Genomic DNA, 25467 nt, shown 5'->3' on the forward strand with positions numbered 1-25467 from the left:
TTAGAAATTAGATAGTAAGCTTATATGGTTTTAAATCTAACTTCTAACTTCTACTATCTAACATCTAAATATTTATGTCGGATTGGATAAAAGCCGCAAGGCTAAGAACTTTACCGCTTTCCTTAAGCGGAATTATAATGGGAGCTTTCATTGCAAAATGGAGACTTTACGGAGAAGGAGGTACCTGGGACTGGAAAATTTTTGCTCTGGCGATTCTGGTAACCCTTTTATACCAGATTTTATCAAACTATGCCAATGACTATGGGGATGGCGTAAAAGGAACTGATGCCAAAAGAATAAATGAGGCAGAATCCAGAGCCGTAGCTTCAGGAAAAATTACGGCAAAGCAAATGAAAAATGCGGTAATCCTTTTTTCTGCATTATCCTTTGTTGCCACAATTGCACTCTTATACATCGCTTTCATCCCCAATTATATGAATGAATTTTATATTTTCATAGGATTGGGAGTAGCCTGTATTCTGGCGGCAATCGGCTATACAGTTGGAAAAAAACCTTACGGATATATGGGATTGGGAGATCTTTTTGTATTTGTATTTTTTGGCTTAGTTTCGGTTTGCGGGAGTTATTTTCTGTTTACAAAAACTTTCAGCTGGGATATGCTATTACCCGGAACAGCAGTAGGAATGATGAGTATGGCTGTTCTTAATCTTAACAATATGAGAGATATAGAAAGTGACAGATTGTCTGGGAAAAACAGCTTTGCATTGAGGATAGGTTTCAAAAATGCAATGATTTACGAAATGGTCCTGTTACAGCTTCCTTTAGTCTTAATTCTTATATTTTTAGGATTAAATGGTTTCATACAGTCTCAAAACTATTACGTTTTCATTGTAATGATCCTGTTAATTCCATTTGCTAAGCTCAGAAGGAAAATCATGTCTGTAAAAGAGCCTAAAGACTTGGATCCATTCTTGAAACAGGTGGGTATCCTTACCTTTACCATGGCGGTTCTTACAGCAATTGGGCTTAATTTTTTTAAATAAATAAATTTCCATTACTATGAGTTCAAATAGCTATGTTGAAGCTCAAATGCTTATCAGAAAACCGATTGAAGATGTCTTTGAGGCATTTATCAATCCTGAAGTGACTACCAATTTCTGGTTTACAAAATCTACCGGAAAATTGGAGGAGGGTAAAACGATTACCTGGGAGTGGGAAATGTATGGCGCAAAATCTGAAGTAAAAGTTCACCAGATTATTCCAAACCAGCTGATAAAAACAGAGTGGGGAGATCCGTCAGTACATGTAGATTATGAATTCAAACAAATGGAGAAAGGAATTCTAGTTGTTATTAAAAGCTATGGGTTCAGCCAGACGGGTGAAGACCTTTTAAAAGTAATTAATGATAATACGGGAGGTTTTACAACTGTTTTAGATGGCTGTAAGGCATATCTTGAACATAGAATCAAACTGAATCTGATTGAGGATAAATTTCCATCAAAATAAATGCAATGAATTTAGCTTTAAAAATAACTTCTTATTTATCAATTATTTTAGCTTTATTTCTTATTTATACTCTTATTGATGAATCACAGGGTAATATATCGGTTTCTGATATTAGCTTTCTTCCTCTTTTAATTTTCATCGTTGTTGTTTCAAATGCAGTTTTCGCTTTGCTTTTATTAATCGGAAAGAAAAAACCGCAGAGAGAATTTTTAATTCTTCAGATTTTTATTATTATACCAACAAGTTTATTGTTGTATCAAATTCTTTTCAACTCAACGGTTTCATGTACATAATTAGAAAATAAATTAAAAATGAAAATACAATTTTTAGGACAAAACTGTTTTTTGTTTACATACAAAGACAAAACAATTTTAAGCGATCCTTTTTACAATTACAAAAAAGCGGAATCCGGCTTTGATATATCGGCTCAGAAGATCGATTATATTTTATTGACTCATGCTCACGGTGATCATATTGCTGATGTAGAGGAAGTGTTACAGTTTCATCCGGAAGCAACAATTATTGGTGTTCCTGAGGTCTGTGCTTATTTTAAAACTGCAAAAAACAAAGACGATGTGAACTTAGGAGGATCGGCAAAAATCGGCGATCTTAAAATTTCCATGGTACCGGCTCACCATACAAGTTCGTTCCCGGATGGAAGCTATGGAGGCGTTCCGGTAGGATATATTTTCAGACTTCCTGAAGGTAAGAACATTTATCTGGCCGGAGATACCGGGGTAATGGCTGATATGGAGCTTTTCCCAAGACTTTTCGGGAATATTGACCTGTCTATCCTTCCCATCGGAAGCCACTACACCATGTGCCCAAGAAAAGCATCTTTTGCAGCAGCAGAATTACTAAAAACTCCAAAAGTGATCGGATGCCATTTCGATACATTCCCTGCCATTGAGATCAACCATGAAAGTGCATTGAAGCATTTTGCAGATAAAAATGTAGAACTTGTTCTTCCTAAACTGGGAGAGGAGTTTGAATTTTAAATAAAAATGAAAGGTAATCTGGAAATTAGAATGGAAATGCTGAAAAGTATGGAAACAAAAAAAGATAATCTTCCAATTACCTTACTTCAACTTAAATCAAAAAAATGGCAAGCTACCTAAATCACACCGCTACGACCAATTACCTTTGCTGTGTTCCCACCCTGGAGGGTTCTCAGGAGCTGGTTGTTTAGGACTTGCCGTTGCAAAGGTAGGAATAATTTATAAACTTCAAAATATTATTAAAGAAAATTAGTCGAAAAAAGGCAGTAATAAAGCTAAACAGCTGGAATTTAGGGCAATAATTTTTCAACTTTTTCTAAAAAATCTAACATGACGAAAAGTTCATCAACATTAGGAATTATACTTTTTATCGCTACAATGATCATCTTTTTTGTAGCCTATTACTTTTTCTCAGGTATCAATTATTTTGACATCTCTCTGAAAATCAATGCATTTGTTCTGCCTATTTTATATGCAGGTGGTGCTTTTTGGTCCGTAAAATCTTTCTGGAACAAAAATAGAGTCGTAAGCTTTAAAGATGCGTTCTCAAGAGCATTTATTCCGATGTTTATCGGAGGAATTCTTTCTATTTTCAGCATTTACGCTTTCCTTAATTTCGTAGATACTGATGCTAAAAAACTGCTGAATTACCAGTATGTGCAGAGACAGAAAACGGAACTAGATACTGAGTATCAGTCTGCAAGAAAAATCCTGAAACATCAAAAAGACATTGATGAATTAGACAAAAAGTACAAGGAAAGGCTGCCAAGTTTTTCTCCGGAAGCCATTAAAGGAAAAGATATGCTTACTGCCAGTCATTTTTCAGGATATTTTGCAGCAATTCTTATATTTTACGTAGTTTTGTCAGTGTTTTTTGGAGCGTTTTTCAGAACGAGATCCGTATACCAGGAAACCGAAAATCAAGAATAATTTTTATTAAAATTAAATGAATTTATCTATAGTTATTCCGTTATTAAACGAAGAGGACTCTTTGGAAGAACTTTTTTCAAGGATTGATAATGTCTGTTATTCCAACGGCTTATCCTATGAAATCTGGTTTGTAGATGACGGAAGTACCGATCTGTCGTGGAGCATCATTGAAAATATGAAGGTTCAGCATCCCCAGATCCATGCAATAAAGTTTTCCAGGAATTATGGAAAATCTCAGGCTCTTCATGCTGCTTTTGAAAGAACGAACGGAGAAGTAGTGATTACCATGGATGCCGATTTACAGGATTTTCCCGAAGAAATTCCTGAACTTTATAAAATGGTCACTGAAGATAATTACGATATTGTTTCAGGCTGGAAAAAGAAACGCTTTGATAACGTAATGACGAAAAATGTTCCGTCAAAACTGTTCAATGCAGCAGCACGAAAAGTGTCGGGAGTCTATCTTCATGATTTCAATTGTGGTCTGAAAGCCTATAAAAAGCAGGTTGTAAAATCCATCGATGTGTATGGAGATATGCACCGTTATATTCCTGTTTTAGCAGCCAATGCCGGATTCAGAAGAATTACCGAAAAAGAGGTTCAGCATCAGGCAAGACCTTACGGAACTTCAAAATTCGGAACCGAAAGATTTATCAGAGGTTTTCTGGATTTGGTAACCCTTTGGTTTGTAAGCCGATTCGGAGGAAGACCCATGCATTTCTTCGGGGCGGTGGGAACTGTGATGTTTATCGTGGGATTTCTTTCGGCACTTTGGTTAGGAATTTCAAAACTGATCGATGTAGCAAGAGGAATTTACGGACATTTGATTACAAACAATCCGTGGTTTTATATTGCTCTGACAATGATGATTATGGGAACTCTGCTTTTCATAGCCGGATTCTTAGGAGAAATGATCATCAGAACCAACAGGGAACATAAGAATTATAATATTGATGAAGTGATTTAATACGTTAAATACACCATCATTAAACTAATAAAATCCCCGGGAAGATCTAAACTATCCGGGGATTTTTATGTCATTTTTTGTACTGGAAAGAACAAATGTCTTTGCGACCTTACATTATTCCTTATTGTTAGGACGCAAGGAAATCAAAGATTTTCAACAGGGTTTATTTGAGCATTAATCCATTTTATCGCAGATAAATCCTAGTGCCTTGACAGCACAAAGTAGGTGAAAACCCTCTCGCCCTTGCGAAAACTCAAGCCATTACGCCAATATAATTCAACAAATCAGATAATATAAAATATTGGCAGAAAACACAATCGCAGAAGCATTTCCGAAGCTATTTTTCTTTATATTTGTGTGTAATTTATAAAATTGGCAACACAAAACAAGCCGGTAACACTCATTTTAATAAGTTTTTCTATTCTTTTACTGTCTTCCTGCGGATCATCAAAACTTCTGGGTTCCTGGGAATTCATAGATTTATATGATGGAGTGGTAACTGAAATTGATAGTTTAAAATCCAAAGAAAATAATTCCAGATACGGAACAGGAACTTTGACTTTCGATAAAGACAGTTCCTTTACCTCAATGGAAGAAAAAGGAAGTTATCAAAGAAAAAATAAAATACTGAAGATGAAATATCCTGCTCTGGATACTGTTATAATGAATATTTCTTACTTAAGCAAAAATTATTTATTGCTGTCGGCAGGAAAGTATCCGAAAACCTGGTTTTACAGAAAAAAATAAAATGTAAGAATTTTATAATGAACCCAAAAAGTTGTCTGAATTGTGGTCATGAAATTTCCGATGAGTTTTGTTCTCATTGCGGGCAAAAGGCAGATACAGCAAGAATAACTCCTCGTTCATTGATTAAAACTGATATTTTGGGATCAATCTGGCACATAGAAGAAAGGTTTTTCCGGAGCCTGAAGCATGTTTTATTTAGACCCGGCAGAATGGCAATGGATTATATTTCAGGGAAAAGAATCAAGTACTATAATCTATTTTCTTTGCTGCTTATTTTGTTTGGATTCAATGTCTTAACCATGCATTTTTATTTGGATTTGAATCCGAACGAAATTCAGAAAGAAAGCTCAAAAATCTTTGAATTTTTCTCCCGATACTCCAAAACAATCCTTTTTGTTATCATTCCCATACTCGGGACCAATGCCTATTTCATTTTCAAAAGAATGAAATTGAATATTGCCGAGCATTTTATCATCGGAACAGTAAGCCTGTTAGGAATTTTAATCATATTTTTGTTTAATGATATGGTAAGTCTTATAGGCCTGTGGAAACCCGCAGCGAAGATTTTCGGTATTTTGGAGAAGGCTTCATTTATTCTTTTCATTCTCTTTCCGGCAGTTACGTATTGGAATGCATTTGAAAAATCATACCCAAAACCTGGTCTGCTTTGGAGAGTATCATTACTGTATGTTTTGATGGGAATAGAGAGCCTTGTCATCATCGCGATTTTATATAGAATACTTTAATTTGAATATGAAAAAAATAGTATACCCATTTTTACTTGTAGCGGCGGTTTCCTGTGGAAAAGTTTCTCCGAAAGGAAATATTGAAAGGAAAGATGTAGATGTTTCAGAATTTGTGAACCTGGACCTGGAAGGAAAATTTCGTGTCTTTTATGCCAGAGGGGCTAAAAATTTTGTAGAGATCGAAACTTACCCAAACGTAGCCAGTAATCTGGATGTTGATGTTAAAGACAAGACTCTTATTATCAAAGAAAAAAGAGGAACAAAAGGGGTGGATTTTTATAACGTGACCATCTATTCAAAATATAACCTTGAAAAAGTTTCAGTGGCAGATTCTGTAGAAATGAATATTTCAAGTGAAATTAAGACCGATAATTTTAGGCTTAATTTAAAAAATTATGCTACTTTTATGGGTTCAGTGAACACGAGAAGAGCAGAAGTAGAAATGCAGAACAGAAGCCGCGCCAACTTTTTGGGACTTACCAAAAACGCAGTGATAAAGATCTCTGACACAGCAAGTCTGATTGCGCCGTACTGGAAAATAGAGAACCTGAATATCGATTCTAAAAATGGGAATTATGCAGAAGTTAATGTAAAAGATTCTTTAAAAGGAAATATTCAGAACACGGCAAAATTTATCTACTACAATAACCCGATTCGTGCATTCAAAATTGATAAGACAACCAAGGTTGAAAATAAGAAATTGGATTAATTTGGAGGGTTAGAAAAACTGCTAAATTTAAAACTGGAACTTTACAAAACTATAAAAGAGCAAAATACACATATGACAACATTAGAAAAAGCGAAACTTTGGTTAAGTGATACATTCGATAAAGAAACAAGAGATGCTGTACAAACCTTAATTGACAGCAATTCTCCGGATCTCGAGGATTCTTTCTACAGAGAACTGGAATTCGGAACAGGAGGCATGAGAGGTGTCATGGGAGTAGGAACCAATCGCTTGAATAAATATACTTTAGGTCAGGCTACACAGGGGCTGGCTAATTATATGCTTCAACAGTTTAAAGGAGAAGAAATTAAGGTGGCCATTGCTTACGATGTACGCCATAATTCAAAAGAATTCGGGAAACTGGTTGCTGATGTTTTAACCGCAAATGGAATTAAAGTGCTTCTTTTCAAAGATCACAGACCAACCCCGGAATTGTCTTTCACTGTAAGAGACAAAAAATGTAACGGGGGAATTGTATTAACCGCATCACATAATCCGCCTGAATACAATGGTTATAAAGTATATTGGAATGATGGTGCGCAGATTGTTCCGCCACATGATGAAGCAATTATCAATGAAGTATATTCTGTAAAATTCGAAGAAATTAAATTCAGCGGAAATGATGACCTGATCGAATGGATCGGGGAAGAGCAGGACGATGTGTATATTGACGCCTGTATTGAAAATTCAACCTATCAGAATGTAGGAAAAGAGAATTTAAATATTGTTTTTACCTCTATCCACGGAACAACTTATACTACGGTTCCAAAGGCTTTGGAAAAAGCAGGATTCAAAAAGATAGATCTTGTAAAAGAACAGATGATCCCGAGCGGTAATTTTACCACGGTAGAATCTCCGAACCCAGAAGAACCTGCAGCACTTGAAATGGCTATGGATCTGGCAAGAATTACCAATGCAGATATCGTGATCGGAACAGATCCGGATGGGGATAGATTAGGAATTGCCGTAAGAAACCTTGATGGCGAAATGCAGCTTCTGAATGGTAATCAAACGAATACAATTCTTACTTATTATATTTTAAATGAATGGAGAAAGCAGGGAAGGATTACAGGGAAGGAATTTATTGGTTCTACGATCGTGACTTCAGATATTTTCTTTGATATTGCAAAGAAATTCGGAGTTGACTGTAAAGTTGGACTTACAGGATTTAAATGGATCGGAAAAATGATCCGTGAGGCAGAAGGACGAGAGAAATTCATTTGCGGTGGTGAAGAAAGTTTCGGTTTTATGACCGGAGATTTTGTCCGCGATAAGGATTCCTGTGGAAGTATTGTTTTAGCCTGCGAAATTGCAGCATGGTGTAAGGCTAACGGGAAAACAATGTACCAATACATGATCGAGATTTATCAGGATCTTGGAATGTATTATGAAGGCTTGGTCAATATTGTCAGAAAAGGAAAAGAAGGAGCTGAAGAAATTCAGAACATGATGAAAAACTTCCGCGAAAACCCACCAAAAGAATTGGCAGGATCACCGGTAGAAGAAGTGAAGGATTTTAAAGAACAGACCAGTTTCTCCGTTTCAAAGAATGAAACCAAAGTAATGAATGATATTCCGAAATCGAATGTACTCATTTATTATACTCAGGACGGAACTAAAGTCTGCGTAAGGCCTTCAGGAACAGAACCGAAAATTAAATTTTATATTTCTGTAAAAGATACGGTTACTTCTGAAGCCGACTTTAAAGATAAATTAAAATCATTAGAAGCAAAAATCGAGGACGTAAGAAAAGATCTGAAGCTGGACTAAATTTGTAGGAATGATAAAAAAGAGTTTTGCGGTCTGTATGCTTTCTGTACTTGTTTTTTCCTGCAAAAAAGAGGTTTCTAAAACGACAGAAGTAAAAGCAGTTAATGATTCAGTTGCCAAAACAGAAATAAAAGAAGATCTTTTTAAACCAGTTGATACAGCCTATTCTCCAAAAAATACAACGGAGGATTATATAAAAGCGCTTCAGTATTATCAATCTAAAACAGAAAGAGAAATAGCAGCCGGAAGTCCGGAGCAGAATAATAAGGTGTACGAAGATTACGTTGAAGTAAGGAATAAATATATTGAAGGCCTGAGCAGACTGCATACCGATATTCTGGATAAATATGTCAATTATTATGATTCCGGCAGCGACAGCTACAAGTTTCCGGAAAATATAAAGAAGCTCGCAGCTCAGTTTAAGAAAGAAGGATTGGAGTTCAGGGAAGTAGGAGAAGGTTACACCGAAATCTGGTCTGTGCCTGATCATTATTTTACCATATTTAAAAATAAGGTAACCCCGGACTACAATTCTTACATTGCTCAGATGGCAATGGAAGCAAAAGAGAACTATGCTGCGGATGCCGGATTGATCATTAGTTGGAAAGAACTGGGAGAAAGATTGATATTCTGGGAAAATTTTATGAAGAAATATCCCGAAAGCCAGCTCCTGAAAACAGTGAAAAAAGATTACAACAATTACCTGCATGATTATCTGTACGGAATGGACAATACCCCAACGTATGAAACAGCAGACGGAAAATTATACGAAGAAAACAGGAATGAATATAAAAGGATTATAAAAAAATATCCTAATTCATATACCGCAAAAAGGGTTCAGGAATTTCTGGCTCTTTTTAATGCTCAGGTACCTGTTGATCAGATTCGTGAGAAAATGAACGTGGAAAACGATTATTAGTAAATTTAAATAAAAATAAAGTGAAAGTTTCAAAATTAGCGGCGAACCTGATTGGTTCTGAAATTGTAAAAATTGGTAATGAAGTAAATGATTTAAAAGCAAAAGGAGCAGAAATTGCCAATCTTACTATTGGTGACCTGAATTCTAATCTCTATCCTATCCCGGCACTGCTGAAGGAAGAGATTCAGAAGGCATATCAGAATAATCTGACAAATTATCCGCCGGCCAACGGGCTTTTATCTTTAAGAAAAGAAGTTTCTAAAGACCTGAAAAACAGATGGAACCTGGATTATTCACCGAACGATATTTTAATTACTGCCGGATCAAGACCGTTGATCTATGCGGTGTATAAAACAATCGTAGATGAAGGTGATAAAGTAGTATATCCTACACCGTCATGGAACAACAACCATTACGCTTACCTTACTTCTGCGGAGGCTGTAGAGGTGAAAACTACCCCTGAAAACAACTTCCTTCCTACAGCAGATGATCTGAGACCACATTTAAGCGGTGCAGTTCTTTTAGCGTTATGTTCACCGCTGAATCCTACAGGAACAATGTTTACAAAAGAGCAGCTTTCAGCTATCTGCGAATTGGTTCTTGAAGAAAACAGAAAAAGAGGAGAAGATGAAAAACCATTATACCTGATGTATGATCAGATCTATTCTAATCTTACTTTCGGTGCACAGCACGTAGATCCGGTTTCTCTTTTTCCTGAATTAAAAGAATATACCATTTATATCGACGGTATTTCCAAATGCCTTGCTGCAACGGGAGTACGTGTAGGGTGGGGATTCGGCCCGTCTCATATTTTAGATAAAATGAAAGCTCTGTTAACGCACGTTGGAGCCTGGGCACCGAAGCCTGAACAGGAAGCTACTGCGAAATTCTTTGAAAACCCTGACAATGTAAATGTTTTCGTAGAAGATTTTAAAGGAAAACTGGAAGAAAGCTTAAAAGTTCTTCACGGTGGAATTCAGGACTTAAAAGGAAAAGGATTGGCAGTGGAAAGTATTGAACCAATGGGAGCTCTGTACCTTACCATCAGATTAGATTATATCGGAAAAACAAAACCGGACGGATCTGTTATTGAAAATTCGTCTGACCTTGTATTCTACTTAATTAATGATGCCGGAGTTGCTCTTGTACCATTCTCAGCATTCGGAGAGGCAAAATCTGAGCCTTGGTTCCGTGCTTCTGTGGGAGGTTTAGCGGTTGACGAGATCAAAGTAATGCTACCAAAGCTTGAAAATGCTTTGAATGCTTTAAAATAATTAAGAAAAATATATATGCTTCGGCTACACTTAACACGGCACGGTATAAGTTATTATTAAGTGTCACGCTGAGCGTAGTCGAAGCGATTTTTTGAAGATAAGAAATACGGAAAAAATTTAGTTTTTATTAATGAAACTTCCAAAAAGGCCGTTCCTGGAAACCAAATTGTTGAGTTATTCAACATTAGGAATTATCTTTTTAGCAAATTATATCAATTAATCATTCATAACTCATAATTTATAATAAATGAAAATCATAGCTGTCATTCCTGCCCGTTACGAAGCAAGCCGTTTTCCGGCAAAGCTGATGCAGATGTTAGGTGAAAAAACAGTGATCACGACTACCTATCAGAATGTTGCCGAGACGGGACTGTTTGATGAAGTATTTGTAGCTACGGATTCTGAAATTATTTTTGATGAAATTGTGAAAAATGGTGGAAAAGCCGTTATGACCGGACAGCATGAAACCGGGAGCGACCGTATTGCGGAGGCCGTACAGAACATCGACTGCGATATTGTGATTAATGTTCAGGGCGATGAGCCTTTCCTTAAATTAGAGCCGTTAAGACAGCTTATCGACGTTTTCAAGGATGATGTTAACCAGGAAATTTCTCTGGCTTCATTAAAAATCAGACTAACAGAAAAAGAAGAAATTGAAAACCCGAATAATGTAAAAGTTATTACGGATAACAACGGTTTTGCCCTTTATTTTAGCCGTTCCGTGATTCCTTTTCATAGGGAAATCTCTTATGACATTAGCTATTTTAAGCATATTGGCGTATATGCTTTCAGAAAACATGCCTTACTTCAGTTCTCCAAACTGGAAATGAAACCACTTGAAATATCAGAAAAAATAGAATGCATCCGTTATCTGGAATACGGGATGAAGATTAAGTTAATAGAAACCAATTTCATCGGAGTGGGGATCGATACTCCCGAAGATCTGGAAAAAGCACGGAAATTAATTTGAGAATAGATGGTGAAAGCATTGCTCATCACCTTTTGTTTTTTCGCGCAATTCCCCTTATATTTGAAATAAATAAGATTAATGAAGAAATTACTTTTAGTATTCGTACTGATACTTTCGCAGTTGTCTTTTGCGCAGACCGCAAAAGAAATTATAGACAAAAATATTGAACTGTCCGGAGGATTAACGAATTGGAAGCTTTTAAATTCAGTACTGTTACAGGGAAAAGTGATTTTAGGGATTAAAGATGAATACCCTATAAAAATTTACCAGCAGCGTCCCAATCTTACCAAAACGGTGATCAGTATCGGTGGAAAGGAAACAGCCATTGAAGGTTTTGACGGTACTAGAGGATACGCAATGAATTATGCAGCCAACAAACTTCAGGTATACCCTGAATACATACCTGAAAGCTTTGATAATGATTTCATTGACTGGGAAAATAAAGGTTTTGATGCTAAATATGCAGGAAAAGAAAAAGTAGGTGAGATCTACTGCCACAAAGTGGAGCTTACCAAAAATGTAAATAAGAACATCTATTACTTTGATGTAAAAACATATATGCTTTTAAAAGAAATCAAAAAAGATGAAACGTTGGTATATGCCGATTACAAGAAAGTAGGAAATCTGTCAATGCCTTTTAGAATTGAATCTTCAAGTACTAAAAAAGATGGAGACTTCGTTATGATCTTAAACAGGATAGATGTCAATAAAGTTTTTCCTGCCAATACATTTAAATTTTAATTAAGAAAATAAGGCCTATTTAAAATATTCGGCATTATATTTTGGAAAATAACCGCGGCAAAACTGCCAACTAAAATTATAAGAATGAAAAAGATTTTCTTATGGCTGCTTTCTTTTGTAGCATTTTTACAGAGCTGTACCAATCAGAAAAGTGAAATTTCTCAATCTAAAACCAAAGAACTTATGGGAAAAACAATATATGATTTCAAAGTTGAAAGCCTTGACGGCAAAGAGATCAACTTTGCAGACTTTAAAGGAAAAAAGATCCTTATTGTCAATACAGCATCAGAATGTGGATTTACTCCACAATATGCAGATCTTGAAAAGCTGTATGAAGAATATAAAGACAAACTGGTTATTGTAGGTTTTCCTGCCAATAACTTCGGAGGTCAGGAGCCCGGAACCAATACTGAGATCGGTGCTTTCTGCCAGAAAAATTATGGAGTAACTTTTCCTTTGGCGGCTAAAGTTTCTGTAAAAGGAGATGATACAGCTCCTATCTTTAAATATTTAACGGAAAAAGATTTAAACGGGGTAAAAAACACTACCATCCTTTGGAATTTCACGAAATTCCTGCTCGATGAAAACGGAAAGCTGATCGATACTTTCATAAGTACTACAAAACCTACAGACGATGCTATCACGAAGCATTTGAAGTAAGATAAATTATAAAAACAACACTTCGGCTCCGCTCAGTGTGACAGCTTAGAAAAATACAGATAGTATTAGAAATGTCACGCTGAGCGGAGTCGAAGCGTTTATAATTCAAGTTGTCTGCTTCTAGTCGTTGCTTTTCTCTGCAAAACAGAAAATATTCCCAAGTTTAATACTGGAATAACCATTACTTTTTATTTTGGATGAATTAATCATAGCTTTTGCTAAAATATCTGTAGGTAACGGTTTCTGACTTTCCAGCAGTCCCAGCTTATTGGCAAATTTTATAATTCTGCTACCCAGAACCTCTCTGGTTCTTTCCGAATCTTTTCTTTCCAGCATTCCTGGTTTAAAAATAGTGATCTTATTAAAATGAAGTTGTTTCACAGCCTCTTCCAGCTCACCTTTCATTTTAGAATAGAAAATTTTAGATGTGGGGTTTGCTCCATATGCCGAAACCAGTATATAATCTTCCACATCATTTTCCTTTGCTGCTTTGGCGAATTCATACTGATAATCAAAATCTACCTTTCTCTGGGCTTCTTTGCTTCCGGCATCTTTCAGTGTTGTTCCTAAGCATGAGAATGCAATGTCACCCTTCACTTTATCTTTCCATTCTTCCGGCTTTTCAAAATTAACCACATGAACTTTCAGCTTGTCATTCTGGATATCCACAGGCTTTCTTACAAAGATATCGACTTCTTCAAACTCTTTATCGCTGAGCAGCTGTTTTACCAGATCCTTTCCTGTAGCGCCCGTTGCGCCAATAACCAAAGCTTTCATAATATTTGTGATTTATATAGATGGTATTTTCTTTCTTAAATTTACTACATTTGAAATTAATATCAATAATCATTATCACTTATAAAATCCATGGATGCCAACGAAATTTTAGATTACTGCCTGGCTAAAAAAGGAGTTACAGAAACGTTTCCTTTTGATAACGAAACCCTTGTGATGAAAGTAGGGACAAAAATGTTTTTATTAATGGGACTTGAAAGACAGCCATTGAGCATCAACGTAAAAACTGACCCTGAATGGAGCGCAGAACTCCGAGAACAGCATCCGCAGATCACAGGCGCATTTCACATGAATAAAACCCATTGGAATTCTGTCATGGCTGATGGTTTGAAAAGAGACCTTATCTATAAGTTAATAGATCAGTCTTATGAATTGGTTTTTAATTCATTAACGAAAAAAGCAAAAGAAGAAATTATAAATAATTAGAATTGAAACTCCCGGGTCAGCCTTTTATCTTCATCCAACCTCTCAATTAATTTTTCAAGGCCTTCGAATTTGATCTCGTCATGAAGAAAATCCCTGAATCTTACCGTGATCTTTTCATTATAAATATCGCCTTCAAAATCAAGAATATAGACTTCAACGGTTAATTTTTCTCCGTTTACAGTAGGATTGGTACCAATGCTGAGCATTCCTTTATATTGCTGGCCTTTTACTTCGGTTTCTACAATATAAGCTCCTTTTTTAGGCAGAAGTTTAATAGATTCAGCATCAATGTTAGCTGTAGGATAGCCAATTGTCCTTCCAATTTTTTTTCCGTGTACAACGGTTCCGGAAACAGAGTAGGAGTAACCAAGCATTTCATTGGCTTCTTTAATATTTCCTGTCAGAAGAGCATTGCGTACTTTCGTGGAGCTGATATTGTTTTCGTGGATATTAATCGCTTCCATCTGTTCAACAACAAAATCCAGTTCTTTGGAAAGCTTTTGAAGAAGCTCGAAATTTCCGCTCTTATTTTTTCCGAATGAATGGTCGTAGCCAATAATAAGGTATTTAACATTCAGTTTGTCAATGAGGATCTGACGTACAAATTCTTCACCTGTAAGGTTTCTGAATTCTTCATCAAATTCTTTCAGGAACAAATGATTGATTCCGTATTTTTCGATCAGCTGTTTCTTTTCATCCAGCGTATTCAGAAGCTTAAGATCTTCATTCGGGTTAAAAACAAAACGCGGATGCGGCCAGAAAGTAAGGATCGCTGTCTCCAGATTATTCTCTGTACCCACATTAATCAGTTCATCGATGATACTTTTGTGCCCGAGATGTACTCCGTCAAACATTCCCAGAGACAATGCTAAAGGCTTTTGGGAGGAATAATCTTTAAAATTCTTGAAAACTTTCAAAACGGAAAAAATTTGACTGCAAATATATACATAATGTAACAATGTATCAATATAACAATGTACCAATATTTTTTGCGGTGAAATAATTGCTAGACTGGTAAATTGTTATATTGGTACATTAACAAAAAAGTATGATAAAAATCTTTTTTTTACCAATTGTAGGTTTATGAAGAATCATTATATTTGCACCAAGAAAAAATTTAGCAATGGCAAACCAAATTAAAGGTAAAATTTCTCAAATTATTGGTCCGGTAATCGACGTTGTCTTCACAGATGTGGAAGCAATTCCAAGTATTTATGACGCGTTAGAAATTACAAAAGGAAACGGTGAAAAAGTAGTCTTAGAAGTAGAGCAGCATATTGGTGAAGATACAGTAAGATGTATTGCAATGGATGCTACAGACGGTCTTCAAAGAGGGCAAGAAGTAATCGGATACGGAAATCCTATTACAATGCCAATTGGTGAAGCTGTGAACGGAAGACTATTCAACGTTGTTGGGGATGCTATCGACGGACTTCAAAATATTTCTAAAGAAGGTGGTCTGCCAATTCACAGACCAGCTCCAAAATTTGATCAACTTTCAACTTCTGCAGAAGTTTTATTTACAGGTATTAAAGTAATCGACCTTATTGAGCCTTACGCAAAAGGGGGTAAGATTGGATTGTTCGGTGGTGCCGGTGTAGGTAAAACAGTATTGATCCAGGAGTTGATTAACAATATTGCAAAAGGACACGGAGGTCTTTCAGTTTTTGCCGGAGTAGGTGAAAGAACGAGAGAAGGAAATGACCTTTTGAGAGAGATGCTTGAATCAGGAATTATTAAATATGGTGATGATTTCATGCATTCTATGGAAAACGGAGGTTGGGATCTTTCTAAAGTAGACTTAGAAGCTATGAAAGAATCTAAAGCTGCATTCGTTTTCGGACAGATGAACGAGCCGCCAGGTGCAAGAGCCAGAGTAGCACTTTCTGGTCTTACATTGGCTGAGTACTACAGAGACGGTGGTGAAAGCGGACAAGGTAGAGACGTACTTTTCTTCGTAGATAACATCTTCCGTTTTACACAGGCTGGTTCTGAAGTATCTGCACTTCTTGGTCGTATGCCGTCAGCGGTAGGTTACCAACCGACTCTTGCTTCTGAGATGGGAGCGATGCAGGAAAGAATTACTTCTACTAAAAACGGTTCAATTACATCAGTACAGGCAGTTTACGTACCTGCGGATGACTTAACTGACCCGGCTCCTGCAACTACGTTTGCTCACTTGGATGCAACCACGGTACTAGACAGAAAAATTGCTTCATTGGGTATTTATCCTGCAGTGGATCCATTGGCTTCTACGTCAAGAATCCTTGCTCCGGAAATTATCGGTGATGAACATTATGACTGCGCTCAGAGAGTAAAAGAAATTCTTCAGAGATACAAAGCGCTTCAGGATATTATCGCAATTCTTGGTATGGAAGAACTTTCTGAAGAAGATAAATCAGTAGTTTATCGTGCCAGAAAAGTTCAGAGATTCTTATCTCAGCCTTTCCACGTAGCTGAACAGTTTACAGGTATTCCGGGATCATTGGTAGATATCAAAGATACTATCAAAGGATTCAACATGATTATGGATGGTGAACTAGACCATTTACCGGAAGCTGCGTTCAACTTAAAAGGAACCATCGAGGAAGCTATCGAGGCTGGACAAAAAATGTTAGCTGAAAACGCTTAACTAGATAAATAGAATAAAGAAAAAAGAACAAAGACATGGTCTCTTTCTTTTTTCTTTTCTCTTTTCTCTTTAATCTAAGAAATATGAATATAAAAATTTTAACACCAGAATACGTAGTTTTTGAAGGAGAAGTAGACTCTGTATTGTTGCCGGGAAAAAGTGGTGAATTCCACATTATGAAAAATCACGCAGCAATTGTTTCTTCTTTGATCGGAGGTAAAGTAAAGCTTTTCACATCTTCAGTGGGTGAAGCTTATGCTAAAAACTTTACTAAAGAAAATGAGAAAGACTCTGTTTTTTCTTATCCTATCAAAAGCGGTGTTGTAGAATTTAATCATGATAAAGGAATCATCCTTTGTGAATAATTAAATGAAAAGCTAAATATATTTTCAAGAAAGTGTAACTTTGGTTACACTTTTTTTATGTTGTGTAAAAGTCTGATTCTATGAAGAAAAGTACAATCATATTCTTTACCGTTCTGGCAATTTTGTGTAATGCCCAAAATTTCAAAACCAAAAGAGGTATCATAAGTCTTGATGGCGTTCATGTTGCCAAGATCTCCAACAAATCCAGTATCTATACGTTCATGGATCTGAACGAGACCCCGATGTATACCATAGAATTCGTAGATAAAAGTATAGTGGATTCCGTAAGAGACAGTTATATAAAACTGAACAGGGTTTACAACAGGGATAAGACAATAGAAATGGACTATATTTCTCCGTCAGCATTTTCCGGAGAGGAAAAATCAGCAGTTTATACTTCTATTAAAGGTCTGAAGATTATTGATAATAAAGGAATCAATATTAAAAACCTGGATGATATATTTAAAAATATCCCTAAAAGGAAGCTGGATACCAAAACCAAAGATGCCTATACTACCAGAAGTAAAATTGATAAGCTCAACATTGAGGTTAATAAAGTAGGAGAGATCATTAGCAACGGCATTCCTGTCGGATATTTTACCAATCTTCCGGTAAGTTTTGGTTCTGAAGATACCATTACCGATAAAACCTTCATAGATATTGAGGTATATGATGCTAAAAGTAAATATATTGGAAAATATATTACCACAACAAAGCAGATCAAAACAGCTAACGGAAAAATTTTTACCATCTACAGGGAAATATCCGGCAGGGCTTCTCTGTTAAAATTTCCTACTTATAAAGCCATTGCAGAAAGAATAGCAATTATGGACCCGAATTTTATTAAAGTCCAGGAAAAAGTAATTGTTGGTGACGTTGTAAAAGGAAATGCTGAAAAATAAAAAAATATCGATTTTGAATATTGATAAAAATCCTGAGAATTTAATTTCCAGGATTTTTTTCTAATAAATTTTAAAAAATTACAGACTTAAAATCACCCCATTTTCCTTAAGCTGCTGTATAGGTTTTGAAAACCAGAATAATTCAAAATCTTCAAAATTTTCTTCAAACTGATTCTTAAGTTGTTGAGCTGTAACTTTTTTAGGGTTTTCTATAGAATTTTCTTCCAGCACTTTCATCAGCCATTCTGCTTTATCCTGCTCCAGATCTATCTTTACAATGTTGGTTTTTAAATGGAATGTAAGAAGCGTATATGCACCGGAGTATTTCTTTTTATTTTTTATGCGATTCTCAGCGATTACGTTTTTGGTCAGGAAAACAACCTTTGAGTTGCCTTTAAAGCCAAATTGAGCATCATCCAGAAGACAGTCATGAATATAATCAGGATGAACTGTTGTTTTTGGAATTTTAAAATCAAACCATTCCTGAAGCGGAAATTCAAAATTGATTCCGTGCATATAATTAAAAAGAGATTTTTTCAATCCAAAGCTGAACTGGCTGTGATCGATTCCGGTTTTATCCTTAAAATCAATATCATTGTTGGCAAACAGAATTTCCTGCTTCAGAGGAGTCACCCCAAATTCCTCAGGATTTATTCCGACAGGTGAATGCGCTGTCATAGCAAACTGATGCCAGAAAGCACTTTGAAGAATTCCCATCTCAAACATCTGCCTTACCATTTCCAAAGAGTCTACTGTTTCCTGGACAGTCTGAGTAGGGTAGCCATACATCAGATAAGCGTGAATCATGATTCCGGCTTCTGTGAAATTTCTTGTTACCTTTGCAACTTGCTCTACAGAAATACCTTTATCTATCAATTGTAGCAACCGGTCGCTGGCCACTTCCAGCCCTCCGGAAACGGCAACGCATCCCGAAAGCTTTAACAGATAACATAAATCACGGGTGAAACTTTTCTCAAACCGGATATTGGTCCACCAGGTAACCACAAGATTTCTGCGAAGAATTTCCAATGCAACTTCCCGCATCAATGCCGGTGGTGCAGCTTCATCCACAAAATGGAATCCCGTTTCACCTGTTGTTTTAATGAGCTCCTCCATTCTGTCCACTAAAATTTTAGCAGAAATAGGCTCGTAGATTTTGATATAGTCCAGAGAAATATCGCAGAATGTACATTTTCCCCAGTAGCATCCGTGGGCCATGGTCAGTTTGTTCCATCTTCCGTCACTCCATAAACTGTGCATTGGGTTGGCAATTTCAATCACTGAAATATACTGGTCTAATTTTAAGTCTGTATAATCTGGTGTACCGATATCTGCCTGCTTATAATCGTGTCTTTTAGAATTATTTTTATAAGTAACCTCTTGATTTTCAATTAAAAATGTTCTCTTGTACTCTGCGATTTCTTCTGAAATATGCAAGTTGTTGTAAAGAAGCTCGAGAGGAAGCTCACCATCATCAAGAGTGATAAAATCAAAAAATTCAAAAACTCTCTGATCTTTTACTTCCCGCAATTCGGTATTGGGGAAACCGCCACCCATCGCAGTTTTAATGTGGGGATAGTTTTTTTTAATGAACTGGGCACATTTGAATCCGGCATACAGATTTCCTGGAAACGGGATTGAAAAGCATACCAATTTTGGTTGAACTAATTCTAATTTTTCCTGAAGAATTTTAAGGGTAAAGCTGTCAATAAAGGTTGGATTGTTTGATAGTTTTGAATACAGCTCATCAAAAGAATTGGCACTTTTTCCGAGACGTTCTGCATATCTGCTGAATCCGAAATCCGAATCAATATTTTCAATAATATAATCAGAAAGATCTTCTAAATATAGGGTAGCCAGATGCTTCGCCTTATCCTGAAGCCCCATATTACCAAATGCAAAATCCATATCATCCAGCTGGTTGAAACGGGAGGCTTCCGGCAGAAAATTCATACTGCAGATCTGTCTGGCCAGTGTAGGGGTTTTTCCCTGTAAAAAAGGAATCACCTGATCTATTGTTCTTAAATACTCTTCCCGTAATGCATAAATCCGTTGTGAATTTTCTGAGAGTTCCTGATGATTGATTTTTGTGCTGAAAATTTTCTCAAGTCCATTTTTCGAAAATAACTCCAAAATAACATCAAGTCCCAGATCGGTTTGGTAGCTGGAAATATTTTTGGTATTCAGAAAGCCTTTTATATAAGCTGTTGCCGGATAAGGAGTATTGAGCTGAGTAAAAGGCGGAGTAATGAGAAGAAGATCTTTCAAACAGGAAATTTTTGCAAAGTTATTTTAAATTCATCTAAAATGAAAAAGCTAAGCAGGAAAGTTTAAAAGTATTTTTTAATTCTTTATAAACCCTAGTGATTAGTGCTTAAGTTTCCGATGATAATAGGTCCATTCTATCCCAAATAATCCGGAGTAGGTTTCAATATCAAGATAATTTCCTTTTCCAAATTTATGATATGTTCTACGGTTTACATGTATGGTAAGAGGTTTTGGAGATTCTTTTAAATAGTATGAATTCAAATATTCATAATCGTTTTTATATTTGGCAGGAATGTTATATTTCTTAACTTCAATAGTATTCATTTTTTCTTTTGGAATAACCTTAAACTGATAGTTCGTAATTTTATAGTAACCTTCTGAATCCCATTTTTCTTCTATAGGACTGGCTTTATCGGTAATAAAATATTCTTTCGATGATGGTTTGGAAAAATCAAAAGATATATTGACCGCTAAAAAGAACGGAATGCAATAGTAACTCATTGTCTGTAGGATGTTCTGAGTGTTGCCTGAAATAACTTTACTTTTCGTTTTAATAAAAAAACTTACTATTACCGGTAAAAGGAATAAAATTAACTGGGTAATTAAACTGAAATGATACCATTCAAAAAATTTCCAAAGGATAAGGGCATATAAAACAGGGGTGGTAAGAAACAGAAGCTTATACCTAAGATACAGATCAATATTTTTCCTGTCAAAATCATTCATGAAAAATCTTATCCAGGGAATACAAAAAATGATCACGCATAGAAATCTAAACTGCCATGATACAGGTTCCGAAAACAACAAAGCTGTACATAAAAATATTCTTGTAATAAGAGAAAAAACGATCTTCGGAATAATTCGCATATTGTATTTGCTCACCAGTTTGTTGAGTAAATATAATATAAAAAATTGTTATAGAACAGTTAATTGTCAGCCAGTCACTTTATGTGGGCTGAGTGAGCTTCGACTTTCTATTGTCTGCAATAACATTAAAGGTTACTCCTAAAAGGATAAGCGTAATACCGATGAGAAGATTTACCGTAAATTTTTCATGAAACATGAAGACACTTACCATCACTGCAACCACAGGTTCCAATGCTCCTAAAATAGCAGTTGGCGTGGACCCGATATATTTTATAGCATACACCAAACACAGACTTGAAATAACGGTGGTGAGAAAAGCAAAAAGAATAAAATTTAAAAAAATGGATACGGAAGGGATGGCAAAAGATTCACCTTCAGCAGAAGCTTTTACCATAAAAAATGCTGAAGTACAAAGCATGGAATAGAATGAGAGCTTGAATCCTGATACTTTAAGATCAGATTTATTAACGATCACCATATAAAGCGCATAAAATAATGAGCTCAGCATCACAATTCCAAGACCTGCAAAATTGATCTCCAGGCCATTTTCTTTTAAGCATAAAACAATAACCCCTGCAAAAGCTAAAAACAGAGAGATTATAGAAAGTTTTGTGAGTTTTTCCCTATAAAAGAAAAACATGATCAAAGCTACAATAACCGGATAAATAAAAAGGACGGTAGAGGCAATCCCCGGGGTAAGAAAATCATACCCAATGAACAAAAATTCTGAAGAAAGGGCATAGCAGACTCCCAGAACAGCAAGGATAAGAGCTTCTTTTTTATTGATCCTGAAGCTTTCTCCGGAATACAGCAGATATCCGCCAACCATTAAGGCAGAAAACAAAAATCTATAGAACAGCGTAATATCCATAGAGAAATGGGCCTGCTTCAGCGGCAGGATGAAAATAGGGATCAGCCCGAATGAGACGGACGACAGTATGCCTAACAAATAACCCTTGAACTTCATTTTTAATCACAAATTTGATAGGATGGATATGTAATAAAAAAACCACTGAAATTTTCAGTGGTTTTTATCTTTTCATTAAATCGCCTTAAAACTTAAACCTTGCTCCTGCAGAAGTTTTTGTTCTTGCTCTTTATAGTAACCACTTACTAATTTATCATGAATGGCTTCAAACGCAGCTAATGTTTCATTAATTTCTGCATCCGTATGGGAAGCGGTAGGAATTAATCTCAACAGGATCATTCCCTTCGGAATAACCGGGTAAACCACTACAGAGGTGAAAATCCTGTAATTTTCTCTTAAATCTTTTACAAGAAGTGTGGCTTCCACCGGAGTTCCCTGCATCATTACTGGTGTTACGCAGGTGTTTGTATCTCCAATATTGAATCCTTTTTCTTTAAGTCCGCTTTGTAATTTATTTACATTTTCCCAAAGCTTGGCTTTAATTTCCGGTCTGGTTCTTAAAAGTTCCAGTCTTTTTAAACCTCCGATTACCATTGGCATGGTAAGAGATTTAGCAAAAATCTGAGATCTTAAGTTGAATTTCAAGTATCTAATGATTTCTTTATTTCCCGCAAGGAAAGCTCCGAAACCAGCCATAGATTTAGCAAAAGTAGAGAAGTATACATCAATCTGATCCTGGCATCCCTGCTCTTCACCAGCTCCGGCTCCTGTTTTTCCAAGAGTCCCGAATCCGTGTGCATCATCTACTAAAAGTCTGAAGCTGTATTTAGATTTAAGATCGCAGATCTCTTTAAGTTTTCCCTGCTGACCTCTCATTCCGAAAACCCCTTCCGTAATCACAAGAATACCACCTCCGGTTTCTTCCGCTACTTTGGTTGCTCTTTGAAGGTTTTTTTCAAGACTTTCAATATCATTATGTCTGTAGGTAAATCTTTTTCCGGAGTGAAGTCTTACACCGTCTACAATACAGGCATGCGAATCTACATCATATACGATCACATCGTTTCTGCTCACTAAAGCATCTATAGTAGAAACCATTCCCTGGTAGCCGAAATTCAATAAATATGCTGATTCTTTCTGTACAAAATCTGCCAGTTCTCTTTCCAGCTGAAGGTGTTGTTCTGTTTCACCGGACATTGCCCTGGCTCCCATAGGATAGAACATCCCATATTCTGCAGCGGCTTTAGCGTCAGCTTCCAGCACTTCGGGGTGGTTGCATAATCCTAAATAGTCATTAGCACTCCAGAAAATCACTTCTTTTCCCTGAAACTGCATTCTTGGGCCGATAGGTCCTTCTAATCTCGGGAAAATGAAATACCCTTCTCCGTAATCTGCAAACTGTCCAAGAGGTCCTGGATTTTCTTTTATTCTTTCAAAAATATCCAACATTTTGTATCGTAATTTTAAGTAAAAAAGCCTTTCCTGTAAAACACAAAAGGCTTGATTTGTATCGTGGTTTATTTAAATCTATTTAATGAATTCTGTCTTGAAAACTTCATCGTAATTGTGTACGCAGTTATTTACAAAACCTTGTTCGGCCATCCATTTGTCACTGTATACCTTAGTAATATACCTTGATCCGTGATCAGGGTAGATCAGGACAATAATATCATCTTTGGTAAGCTCGTGAGACTGTGCATACTGAATCAGCGCCTGGGTTACGGCTCCTGTGGTATATCCTCCCATAATAGCTTCTTTAAGGGCTATTTCTCGGGTTCTGTAGGCAGACATTTCATCATTTACCCTTACAAACTCATCTACTTTATCAAAAAGCAGGGCAGCAGGGATCAGGTTTTTCCCCATTCCTTCAATCTGATAAGGATGAACATCTTCTTTATGGATTTCTCCTGTTTCGTGGTAGCTCTTCAGGATAGAACCATCAGCATCCACACCAATAATCTTGATATCCGGATTTTTTTCTTTTAAAAATTTACCCGAACCGGACAATGTTCCACCCGTTCCAGTGCAGGCGAAGAGGTGGGTAACCTTACCTTCTGTCTGCTCCCAAATTTCAGGACCGGTAGTCTGGTAGTGTGCATCAATATTCAATTCATTAAAATATTGATTGATGTAAACTGAATTTGGCGTTTCTGAAGCTATTCTTTTAGCTACTTCATAATAAGATCTGGGATCATCTGCAGCCACGTTGGCAGGACAAATGTATACCGTAGCCCCTAATGCTTTCAAATAGGCAATCTTTTCGGGCTTCGTTTTGTCGCTTACCGCCAGAATACATTTATATCCTTTAATAATACAGACCATCGCTATAGAAAATCCGGTGTTTCCTGAAGTAGTTTCTACAACTACAGAATCTTCCTTTAATAAACCTTTTTGTTCAGCATTTTCTATAATATGAAGTGCTATTCTATCTTTTGTGGAATGTCCAGGATTATATGATTCTAACTTGGCATAAACGGTTGCAGGAATATCTTTTGTAACAGTATTAAGCTTCACCATAGGAGTATTTCCTATTAGGCCAAGAATATTATCGTAAACATTACTCATTATTTGTTATTTTCAATAAAAATCTGACCGCAAAAATACAAAAAAATAAATAATTACTAAACTTTTGTTTGATTTCAAGCCAGCGATTCAGCAAAATTTATTTTCTGATTTGCAATCTTAGCTGAAGTACAATCGCAAATACTACGCCAAAATTTTTAAATTTTGTTAAAAACACCACAGAATGGTATAAAAGCCTTATTTTCGCGTAATTGATTTAATACTATGAAAAATTGGACTTTTAGGCAATGGAACACCGTTTTAGGATGGGTGATTTTCGTCATTGCATTTTTCACGTACTTGTCGACCATAGAACCCAATTTCAGTTTCTGGGACTGCGGCGAGTACATTTCCTCAGCTGTAAAACTTGAAGTAACGCACGCTCCCGGAGCCGCTTTATTCCAGATTGTGGGTGCCGTGGCAGCCATTTTTGCTTTAGGGAAAGGTGAAAATTATTCTATCGTAATTAATGCGATGTCTGCATTGTTCAGTGCGCTGACGATTTTATTTTTATTCTGGACGATTACCCATTTTGTAAGACGGCTGCTGAACAAGGATTTTGATGAAATTACAAAACACCAGGAAATCTCCATTCTTTTTGCAGGAGCTGTAGGAGCATTATGCTTTACATTCTCAGATACATTCTGGTTTTCTGCTGTAGAAGGAGAGGTATATTCTATGGCTTCTATGTTTATTGCTTTACTCGTTTGGCTCATCACCAAATGGGAAAATGAATACCTGGCGAAAGACAGCGAAAGATGGATCATCCTTATTTTCTTTGTATTGGGGCTTTCAGTAGGGGTTCATATGATGGGGATGCTTGCAGTTCCGGCGGTATGTCTGGTATACTATGCAAGAAATTATAA

Annotated in this window: 27 protein-coding genes and 1 other RNA gene; 20 read left to right on the forward strand and 8 right to left on the reverse strand. The window is 36.3% G+C overall.

Going from position 1 to position 25467, the window contains the following annotated elements; genetic code table 11:
- Nucleotides 1-74: 74 nt before the first annotated feature.
- The 4 genes from menA to ACTJIV_RS07805 are packed head-to-tail and all read left to right on the forward strand — an operon-like array spanning nt 75 to nt 2465.
- Entirely contained in the window at nt 75-1004 is a 930-nt protein-coding gene (gene menA, locus ACTJIV_RS07790) for a 1,4-dihydroxy-2-naphthoate octaprenyltransferase (RefSeq protein WP_223559386.1), read from the forward strand.
- A 16-nt stretch (nt 1005-1020) separates the two neighbouring features.
- Nucleotides 1021-1467 (forward strand): SRPBCC family protein, encoded by a 447-nt coding sequence (locus tag ACTJIV_RS07795; protein WP_111957970.1) that lies wholly within the window; start codon nt 1021-1023, stop codon nt 1465-1467.
- 5 nt (nt 1468-1472) lie between these two features.
- A complete protein-coding gene (locus ACTJIV_RS07800; RefSeq protein ID WP_111957968.1) occupies nt 1473-1760 on the forward strand; it encodes a hypothetical protein in 288 nt (95 codons plus the stop codon).
- Between the two features lie 18 nt (nt 1761-1778).
- Nucleotides 1779-2465 carry a metal-dependent hydrolase gene (locus ACTJIV_RS07805; protein WP_440626644.1) on the forward strand — a complete coding sequence of 229 codons (687 nt, stop codon included), beginning with the start codon at nt 1779-1781 and terminating at the stop codon, nt 2463-2465.
- A 102-nt stretch (nt 2466-2567) separates the two neighbouring features.
- Here ACTJIV_RS07805 and ffs read toward each other — a convergent pair.
- Nucleotides 2568-2665, reverse strand: an RNA gene (gene ffs, locus ACTJIV_RS07810) — signal recognition particle sRNA small type.
- 130 nt (nt 2666-2795) lie between these two features.
- On the opposite strand from ffs, the gene ACTJIV_RS07815 reads away from it, so the two are divergent.
- The 11 genes from ACTJIV_RS07815 (at nt 2796) to ACTJIV_RS07865 (ending at nt 12916) form a co-directional block, all read left to right on the forward strand.
- A complete protein-coding gene (locus ACTJIV_RS07815; RefSeq protein WP_440626646.1) occupies nt 2796-3395 on the forward strand; it encodes a DUF4199 domain-containing protein in 600 nt (199 codons plus the stop codon).
- 16 nt (nt 3396-3411) lie between these two features.
- Complete coding sequence (locus ACTJIV_RS07820) at nt 3412-4362, forward strand: glycosyltransferase family 2 protein (RefSeq protein ID WP_223559390.1); 951 nt, start codon at nt 3412-3414, stop codon at nt 4360-4362.
- Between the two features lie 372 nt (nt 4363-4734).
- On the forward strand, nt 4735-5109 hold the full coding sequence (locus ACTJIV_RS07825) for a hypothetical protein (protein WP_440626648.1): 375 nt from the start codon (nt 4735-4737) through the stop codon (nt 5107-5109).
- 17 nt (nt 5110-5126) lie between these two features.
- Nucleotides 5127-5855, forward strand: coding sequence for a DUF3667 domain-containing protein (locus ACTJIV_RS07830; protein ID WP_440626650.1), 729 nt, complete (start codon nt 5127-5129; stop codon nt 5853-5855).
- Nucleotides 5856-5862: 7 nt separating this feature from the next.
- Nucleotides 5863-6564 carry a GIN domain-containing protein gene (locus tag ACTJIV_RS07835; protein WP_440626652.1) on the forward strand — a complete coding sequence of 234 codons (702 nt, stop codon included), beginning with the start codon at nt 5863-5865 and terminating at the stop codon, nt 6562-6564.
- Between the two features lie 72 nt (nt 6565-6636).
- Nucleotides 6637-8352, forward strand: coding sequence for a phospho-sugar mutase (locus ACTJIV_RS07840; protein WP_440626654.1), 1716 nt, complete (start codon nt 6637-6639; stop codon nt 8350-8352).
- Nucleotides 8353-8362: 10 nt separating this feature from the next.
- Nucleotides 8363-9271 carry a hypothetical protein gene (locus ACTJIV_RS07845; RefSeq protein WP_440626656.1) on the forward strand — a complete coding sequence of 303 codons (909 nt, stop codon included), beginning with the start codon at nt 8363-8365 and terminating at the stop codon, nt 9269-9271.
- Nucleotides 9272-9291: 20 nt separating this feature from the next.
- On the forward strand, nt 9292-10545 hold the full coding sequence (locus tag ACTJIV_RS07850) for a pyridoxal phosphate-dependent aminotransferase (RefSeq protein ID WP_111957948.1): 1254 nt from the start codon (nt 9292-9294) through the stop codon (nt 10543-10545).
- A gap of 247 nt (nt 10546-10792) precedes the next feature.
- Nucleotides 10793-11515: a 3-deoxy-manno-octulosonate cytidylyltransferase gene (kdsB, locus tag ACTJIV_RS07855; RefSeq protein ID WP_440626658.1), complete on the forward strand. Its 723-nt coding sequence runs from the start codon at nt 10793-10795 to the stop codon at nt 11513-11515.
- A 78-nt stretch (nt 11516-11593) separates the two neighbouring features.
- Complete coding sequence (locus tag ACTJIV_RS07860; protein ID WP_111957944.1) at nt 11594-12256, forward strand: histidine kinase; 663 nt, start codon at nt 11594-11596, stop codon at nt 12254-12256.
- A gap of 84 nt (nt 12257-12340) precedes the next feature.
- Complete coding sequence (locus tag ACTJIV_RS07865; protein WP_111957942.1) at nt 12341-12916, forward strand: glutathione peroxidase; 576 nt, start codon at nt 12341-12343, stop codon at nt 12914-12916.
- A 120-nt stretch (nt 12917-13036) separates the two neighbouring features.
- Here the strand turns inward: ACTJIV_RS07865 and ACTJIV_RS07870 are convergent, their stop codons facing one another.
- The gene (locus ACTJIV_RS07870) at nt 13037-13693 is read right to left on the reverse strand and encodes an NAD(P)H-binding protein (protein ID WP_440626660.1); all 657 of its coding nucleotides are present in this window, start codon (nt 13691-13693) and stop codon (nt 13037-13039) included.
- A gap of 90 nt (nt 13694-13783) precedes the next feature.
- Here ACTJIV_RS07870 and ACTJIV_RS07875 point away from each other — a divergent pair, with 90 nt between their 5' ends.
- On the forward strand, nt 13784-14137 hold the full coding sequence (locus ACTJIV_RS07875) for an MmcQ/YjbR family DNA-binding protein (RefSeq protein WP_223559396.1): 354 nt from the start codon (nt 13784-13786) through the stop codon (nt 14135-14137).
- On the opposite strand, the gene ACTJIV_RS07880 is transcribed toward ACTJIV_RS07875, so the two are convergent.
- Nucleotides 14134-15054, reverse strand: coding sequence for a bifunctional riboflavin kinase/FAD synthetase (locus ACTJIV_RS07880; protein WP_440626663.1), 921 nt, complete (start codon nt 15052-15054; stop codon nt 14134-14136). The two genes, ACTJIV_RS07875 and ACTJIV_RS07880, sit on opposite strands and share 4 nt — an antisense overlap.
- Before the next feature lie 206 nt (nt 15055-15260).
- On the opposite strand from ACTJIV_RS07880, the gene atpD reads away from it, so the two are divergent.
- The 3 genes from atpD (at nt 15261) to ACTJIV_RS07895 (ending at nt 18036) form a co-directional block, all read left to right on the forward strand.
- Nucleotides 15261-16769: a F0F1 ATP synthase subunit beta gene (gene atpD / locus ACTJIV_RS07885; protein WP_111957933.1), complete on the forward strand. Its 1509-nt coding sequence runs from the start codon at nt 15261-15263 to the stop codon at nt 16767-16769.
- A gap of 83 nt (nt 16770-16852) precedes the next feature.
- On the forward strand, nt 16853-17134 hold the full coding sequence (locus tag ACTJIV_RS07890; protein WP_111957931.1) for a FoF1 ATP synthase subunit delta/epsilon: 282 nt from the start codon (nt 16853-16855) through the stop codon (nt 17132-17134).
- Between the two features lie 80 nt (nt 17135-17214).
- Nucleotides 17215-18036 carry a hypothetical protein gene (locus ACTJIV_RS07895; RefSeq protein WP_440626665.1) on the forward strand — a complete coding sequence of 274 codons (822 nt, stop codon included), beginning with the start codon at nt 17215-17217 and terminating at the stop codon, nt 18034-18036.
- Between the two features lie 78 nt (nt 18037-18114).
- Here the strand turns inward: ACTJIV_RS07895 and ACTJIV_RS07900 are convergent, their stop codons facing one another.
- The 5 genes from ACTJIV_RS07900 to ACTJIV_RS07920 form a co-directional block, all read right to left on the reverse strand.
- A complete protein-coding gene (locus ACTJIV_RS07900) occupies nt 18115-20304 on the reverse strand; it encodes a B12-binding domain-containing radical SAM protein (protein WP_440626667.1) in 2190 nt (729 codons plus the stop codon).
- 99 nt (nt 20305-20403) lie between these two features.
- Nucleotides 20404-21030 (reverse strand): hypothetical protein, encoded by a 627-nt coding sequence (locus tag ACTJIV_RS07905; protein ID WP_440626669.1) that lies wholly within the window; start codon nt 21028-21030, stop codon nt 20404-20406.
- A gap of 220 nt (nt 21031-21250) precedes the next feature.
- Nucleotides 21251-22138 (reverse strand): DMT family transporter, encoded by an 888-nt coding sequence (locus tag ACTJIV_RS07910; RefSeq protein WP_440626670.1) that lies wholly within the window; start codon nt 22136-22138, stop codon nt 21251-21253.
- 75 nt (nt 22139-22213) lie between these two features.
- Nucleotides 22214-23485, reverse strand: a complete 1272-nt coding sequence (locus tag ACTJIV_RS07915; protein ID WP_174772319.1) for an aminotransferase class I/II-fold pyridoxal phosphate-dependent enzyme — start codon at nt 23483-23485, stop codon at nt 22214-22216.
- Between the two features lie 81 nt (nt 23486-23566).
- The gene (locus tag ACTJIV_RS07920) at nt 23567-24604 is read right to left on the reverse strand and encodes a PLP-dependent cysteine synthase family protein (RefSeq protein ID WP_111961053.1); all 1038 of its coding nucleotides are present in this window, start codon (nt 24602-24604) and stop codon (nt 23567-23569) included.
- Nucleotides 24605-24826: 222 nt separating this feature from the next.
- On the opposite strand from ACTJIV_RS07920, the gene ACTJIV_RS07925 reads away from it, so the two are divergent.
- Nucleotides 24827-25467: glycosyltransferase family 117 protein (locus ACTJIV_RS07925; RefSeq protein WP_440626672.1), on the forward strand; the 641-nt coding region annotated here is incomplete at its 3' end.

Origin of the sequence: Chryseobacterium sp. 22532 (assembly GCF_052044665.1) — a bacterium.
GTDB classification, from domain to species: Bacteria; Bacteroidota; Bacteroidia; order Flavobacteriales; family Weeksellaceae; genus Chryseobacterium; species Chryseobacterium lathyri.

Excerpts from the sequence above, each read along its gene's own strand:
- ACTJIV_RS07845 (WP_440626656.1), top strand. The coding sequence starts at position 8,363 with ATGATAAAAAAGAGTTTTGCGGTCTGTATGCTTTCTGTACTTGTTTTT.
- ACTJIV_RS07910 (WP_440626670.1), bottom strand. The coding sequence starts at position 22,138 with ATGAAGTTCAAGGGTTATTTGTTAGGCATACTGTCGTCCGTCTCATTC.
- ACTJIV_RS07805 (WP_440626644.1), top strand. The coding sequence starts at position 1,779 with ATGAAAATACAATTTTTAGGACAAAACTGTTTTTTGTTTACATACAAA.
- ACTJIV_RS07920 (WP_111961053.1), bottom strand. The coding sequence starts at position 24,604 with ATGAGTAATGTTTACGATAATATTCTTGGCCTAATAGGAAATACTCCT.
- ACTJIV_RS07815 (WP_440626646.1), top strand. The coding sequence starts at position 2,796 with ATGACGAAAAGTTCATCAACATTAGGAATTATACTTTTTATCGCTACA.
- ACTJIV_RS07870 (WP_440626660.1), bottom strand. The coding sequence starts at position 13,693 with ATGAAAGCTTTGGTTATTGGCGCAACGGGCGCTACAGGAAAGGATCTG.
- ACTJIV_RS07875 (WP_223559396.1), top strand. The coding sequence starts at position 13,784 with ATGGATGCCAACGAAATTTTAGATTACTGCCTGGCTAAAAAAGGAGTT.
- ACTJIV_RS07800 (WP_111957968.1), top strand. The coding sequence starts at position 1,473 with ATGAATTTAGCTTTAAAAATAACTTCTTATTTATCAATTATTTTAGCT.
- ACTJIV_RS07895 (WP_440626665.1), top strand. The coding sequence starts at position 17,215 with ATGAAGAAAAGTACAATCATATTCTTTACCGTTCTGGCAATTTTGTGT.
- atpD (WP_111957933.1), top strand. The coding sequence starts at position 15,261 with ATGGCAAACCAAATTAAAGGTAAAATTTCTCAAATTATTGGTCCGGTA.
- ACTJIV_RS07830 (WP_440626650.1), top strand. The coding sequence starts at position 5,127 with ATGAACCCAAAAAGTTGTCTGAATTGTGGTCATGAAATTTCCGATGAG.
- ACTJIV_RS07860 (WP_111957944.1), top strand. The coding sequence starts at position 11,594 with ATGAAGAAATTACTTTTAGTATTCGTACTGATACTTTCGCAGTTGTCT.
- ACTJIV_RS07865 (WP_111957942.1), top strand. The coding sequence starts at position 12,341 with ATGAAAAAGATTTTCTTATGGCTGCTTTCTTTTGTAGCATTTTTACAG.
- ACTJIV_RS07890 (WP_111957931.1), top strand. The coding sequence starts at position 16,853 with ATGAATATAAAAATTTTAACACCAGAATACGTAGTTTTTGAAGGAGAA.
- ACTJIV_RS07820 (WP_223559390.1), top strand. The coding sequence starts at position 3,412 with ATGAATTTATCTATAGTTATTCCGTTATTAAACGAAGAGGACTCTTTG.
- ACTJIV_RS07795 (WP_111957970.1), top strand. The coding sequence starts at position 1,021 with ATGAGTTCAAATAGCTATGTTGAAGCTCAAATGCTTATCAGAAAACCG.
- menA (WP_223559386.1), top strand. The coding sequence starts at position 75 with ATGTCGGATTGGATAAAAGCCGCAAGGCTAAGAACTTTACCGCTTTCC.
- ACTJIV_RS07905 (WP_440626669.1), bottom strand. The coding sequence starts at position 21,030 with ATGAATGATTTTGACAGGAAAAATATTGATCTGTATCTTAGGTATAAG.
- ACTJIV_RS07840 (WP_440626654.1), top strand. The coding sequence starts at position 6,637 with ATGACAACATTAGAAAAAGCGAAACTTTGGTTAAGTGATACATTCGAT.
- kdsB (WP_440626658.1), top strand. The coding sequence starts at position 10,793 with ATGAAAATCATAGCTGTCATTCCTGCCCGTTACGAAGCAAGCCGTTTT.
- ACTJIV_RS07835 (WP_440626652.1), top strand. The coding sequence starts at position 5,863 with ATGAAAAAAATAGTATACCCATTTTTACTTGTAGCGGCGGTTTCCTGT.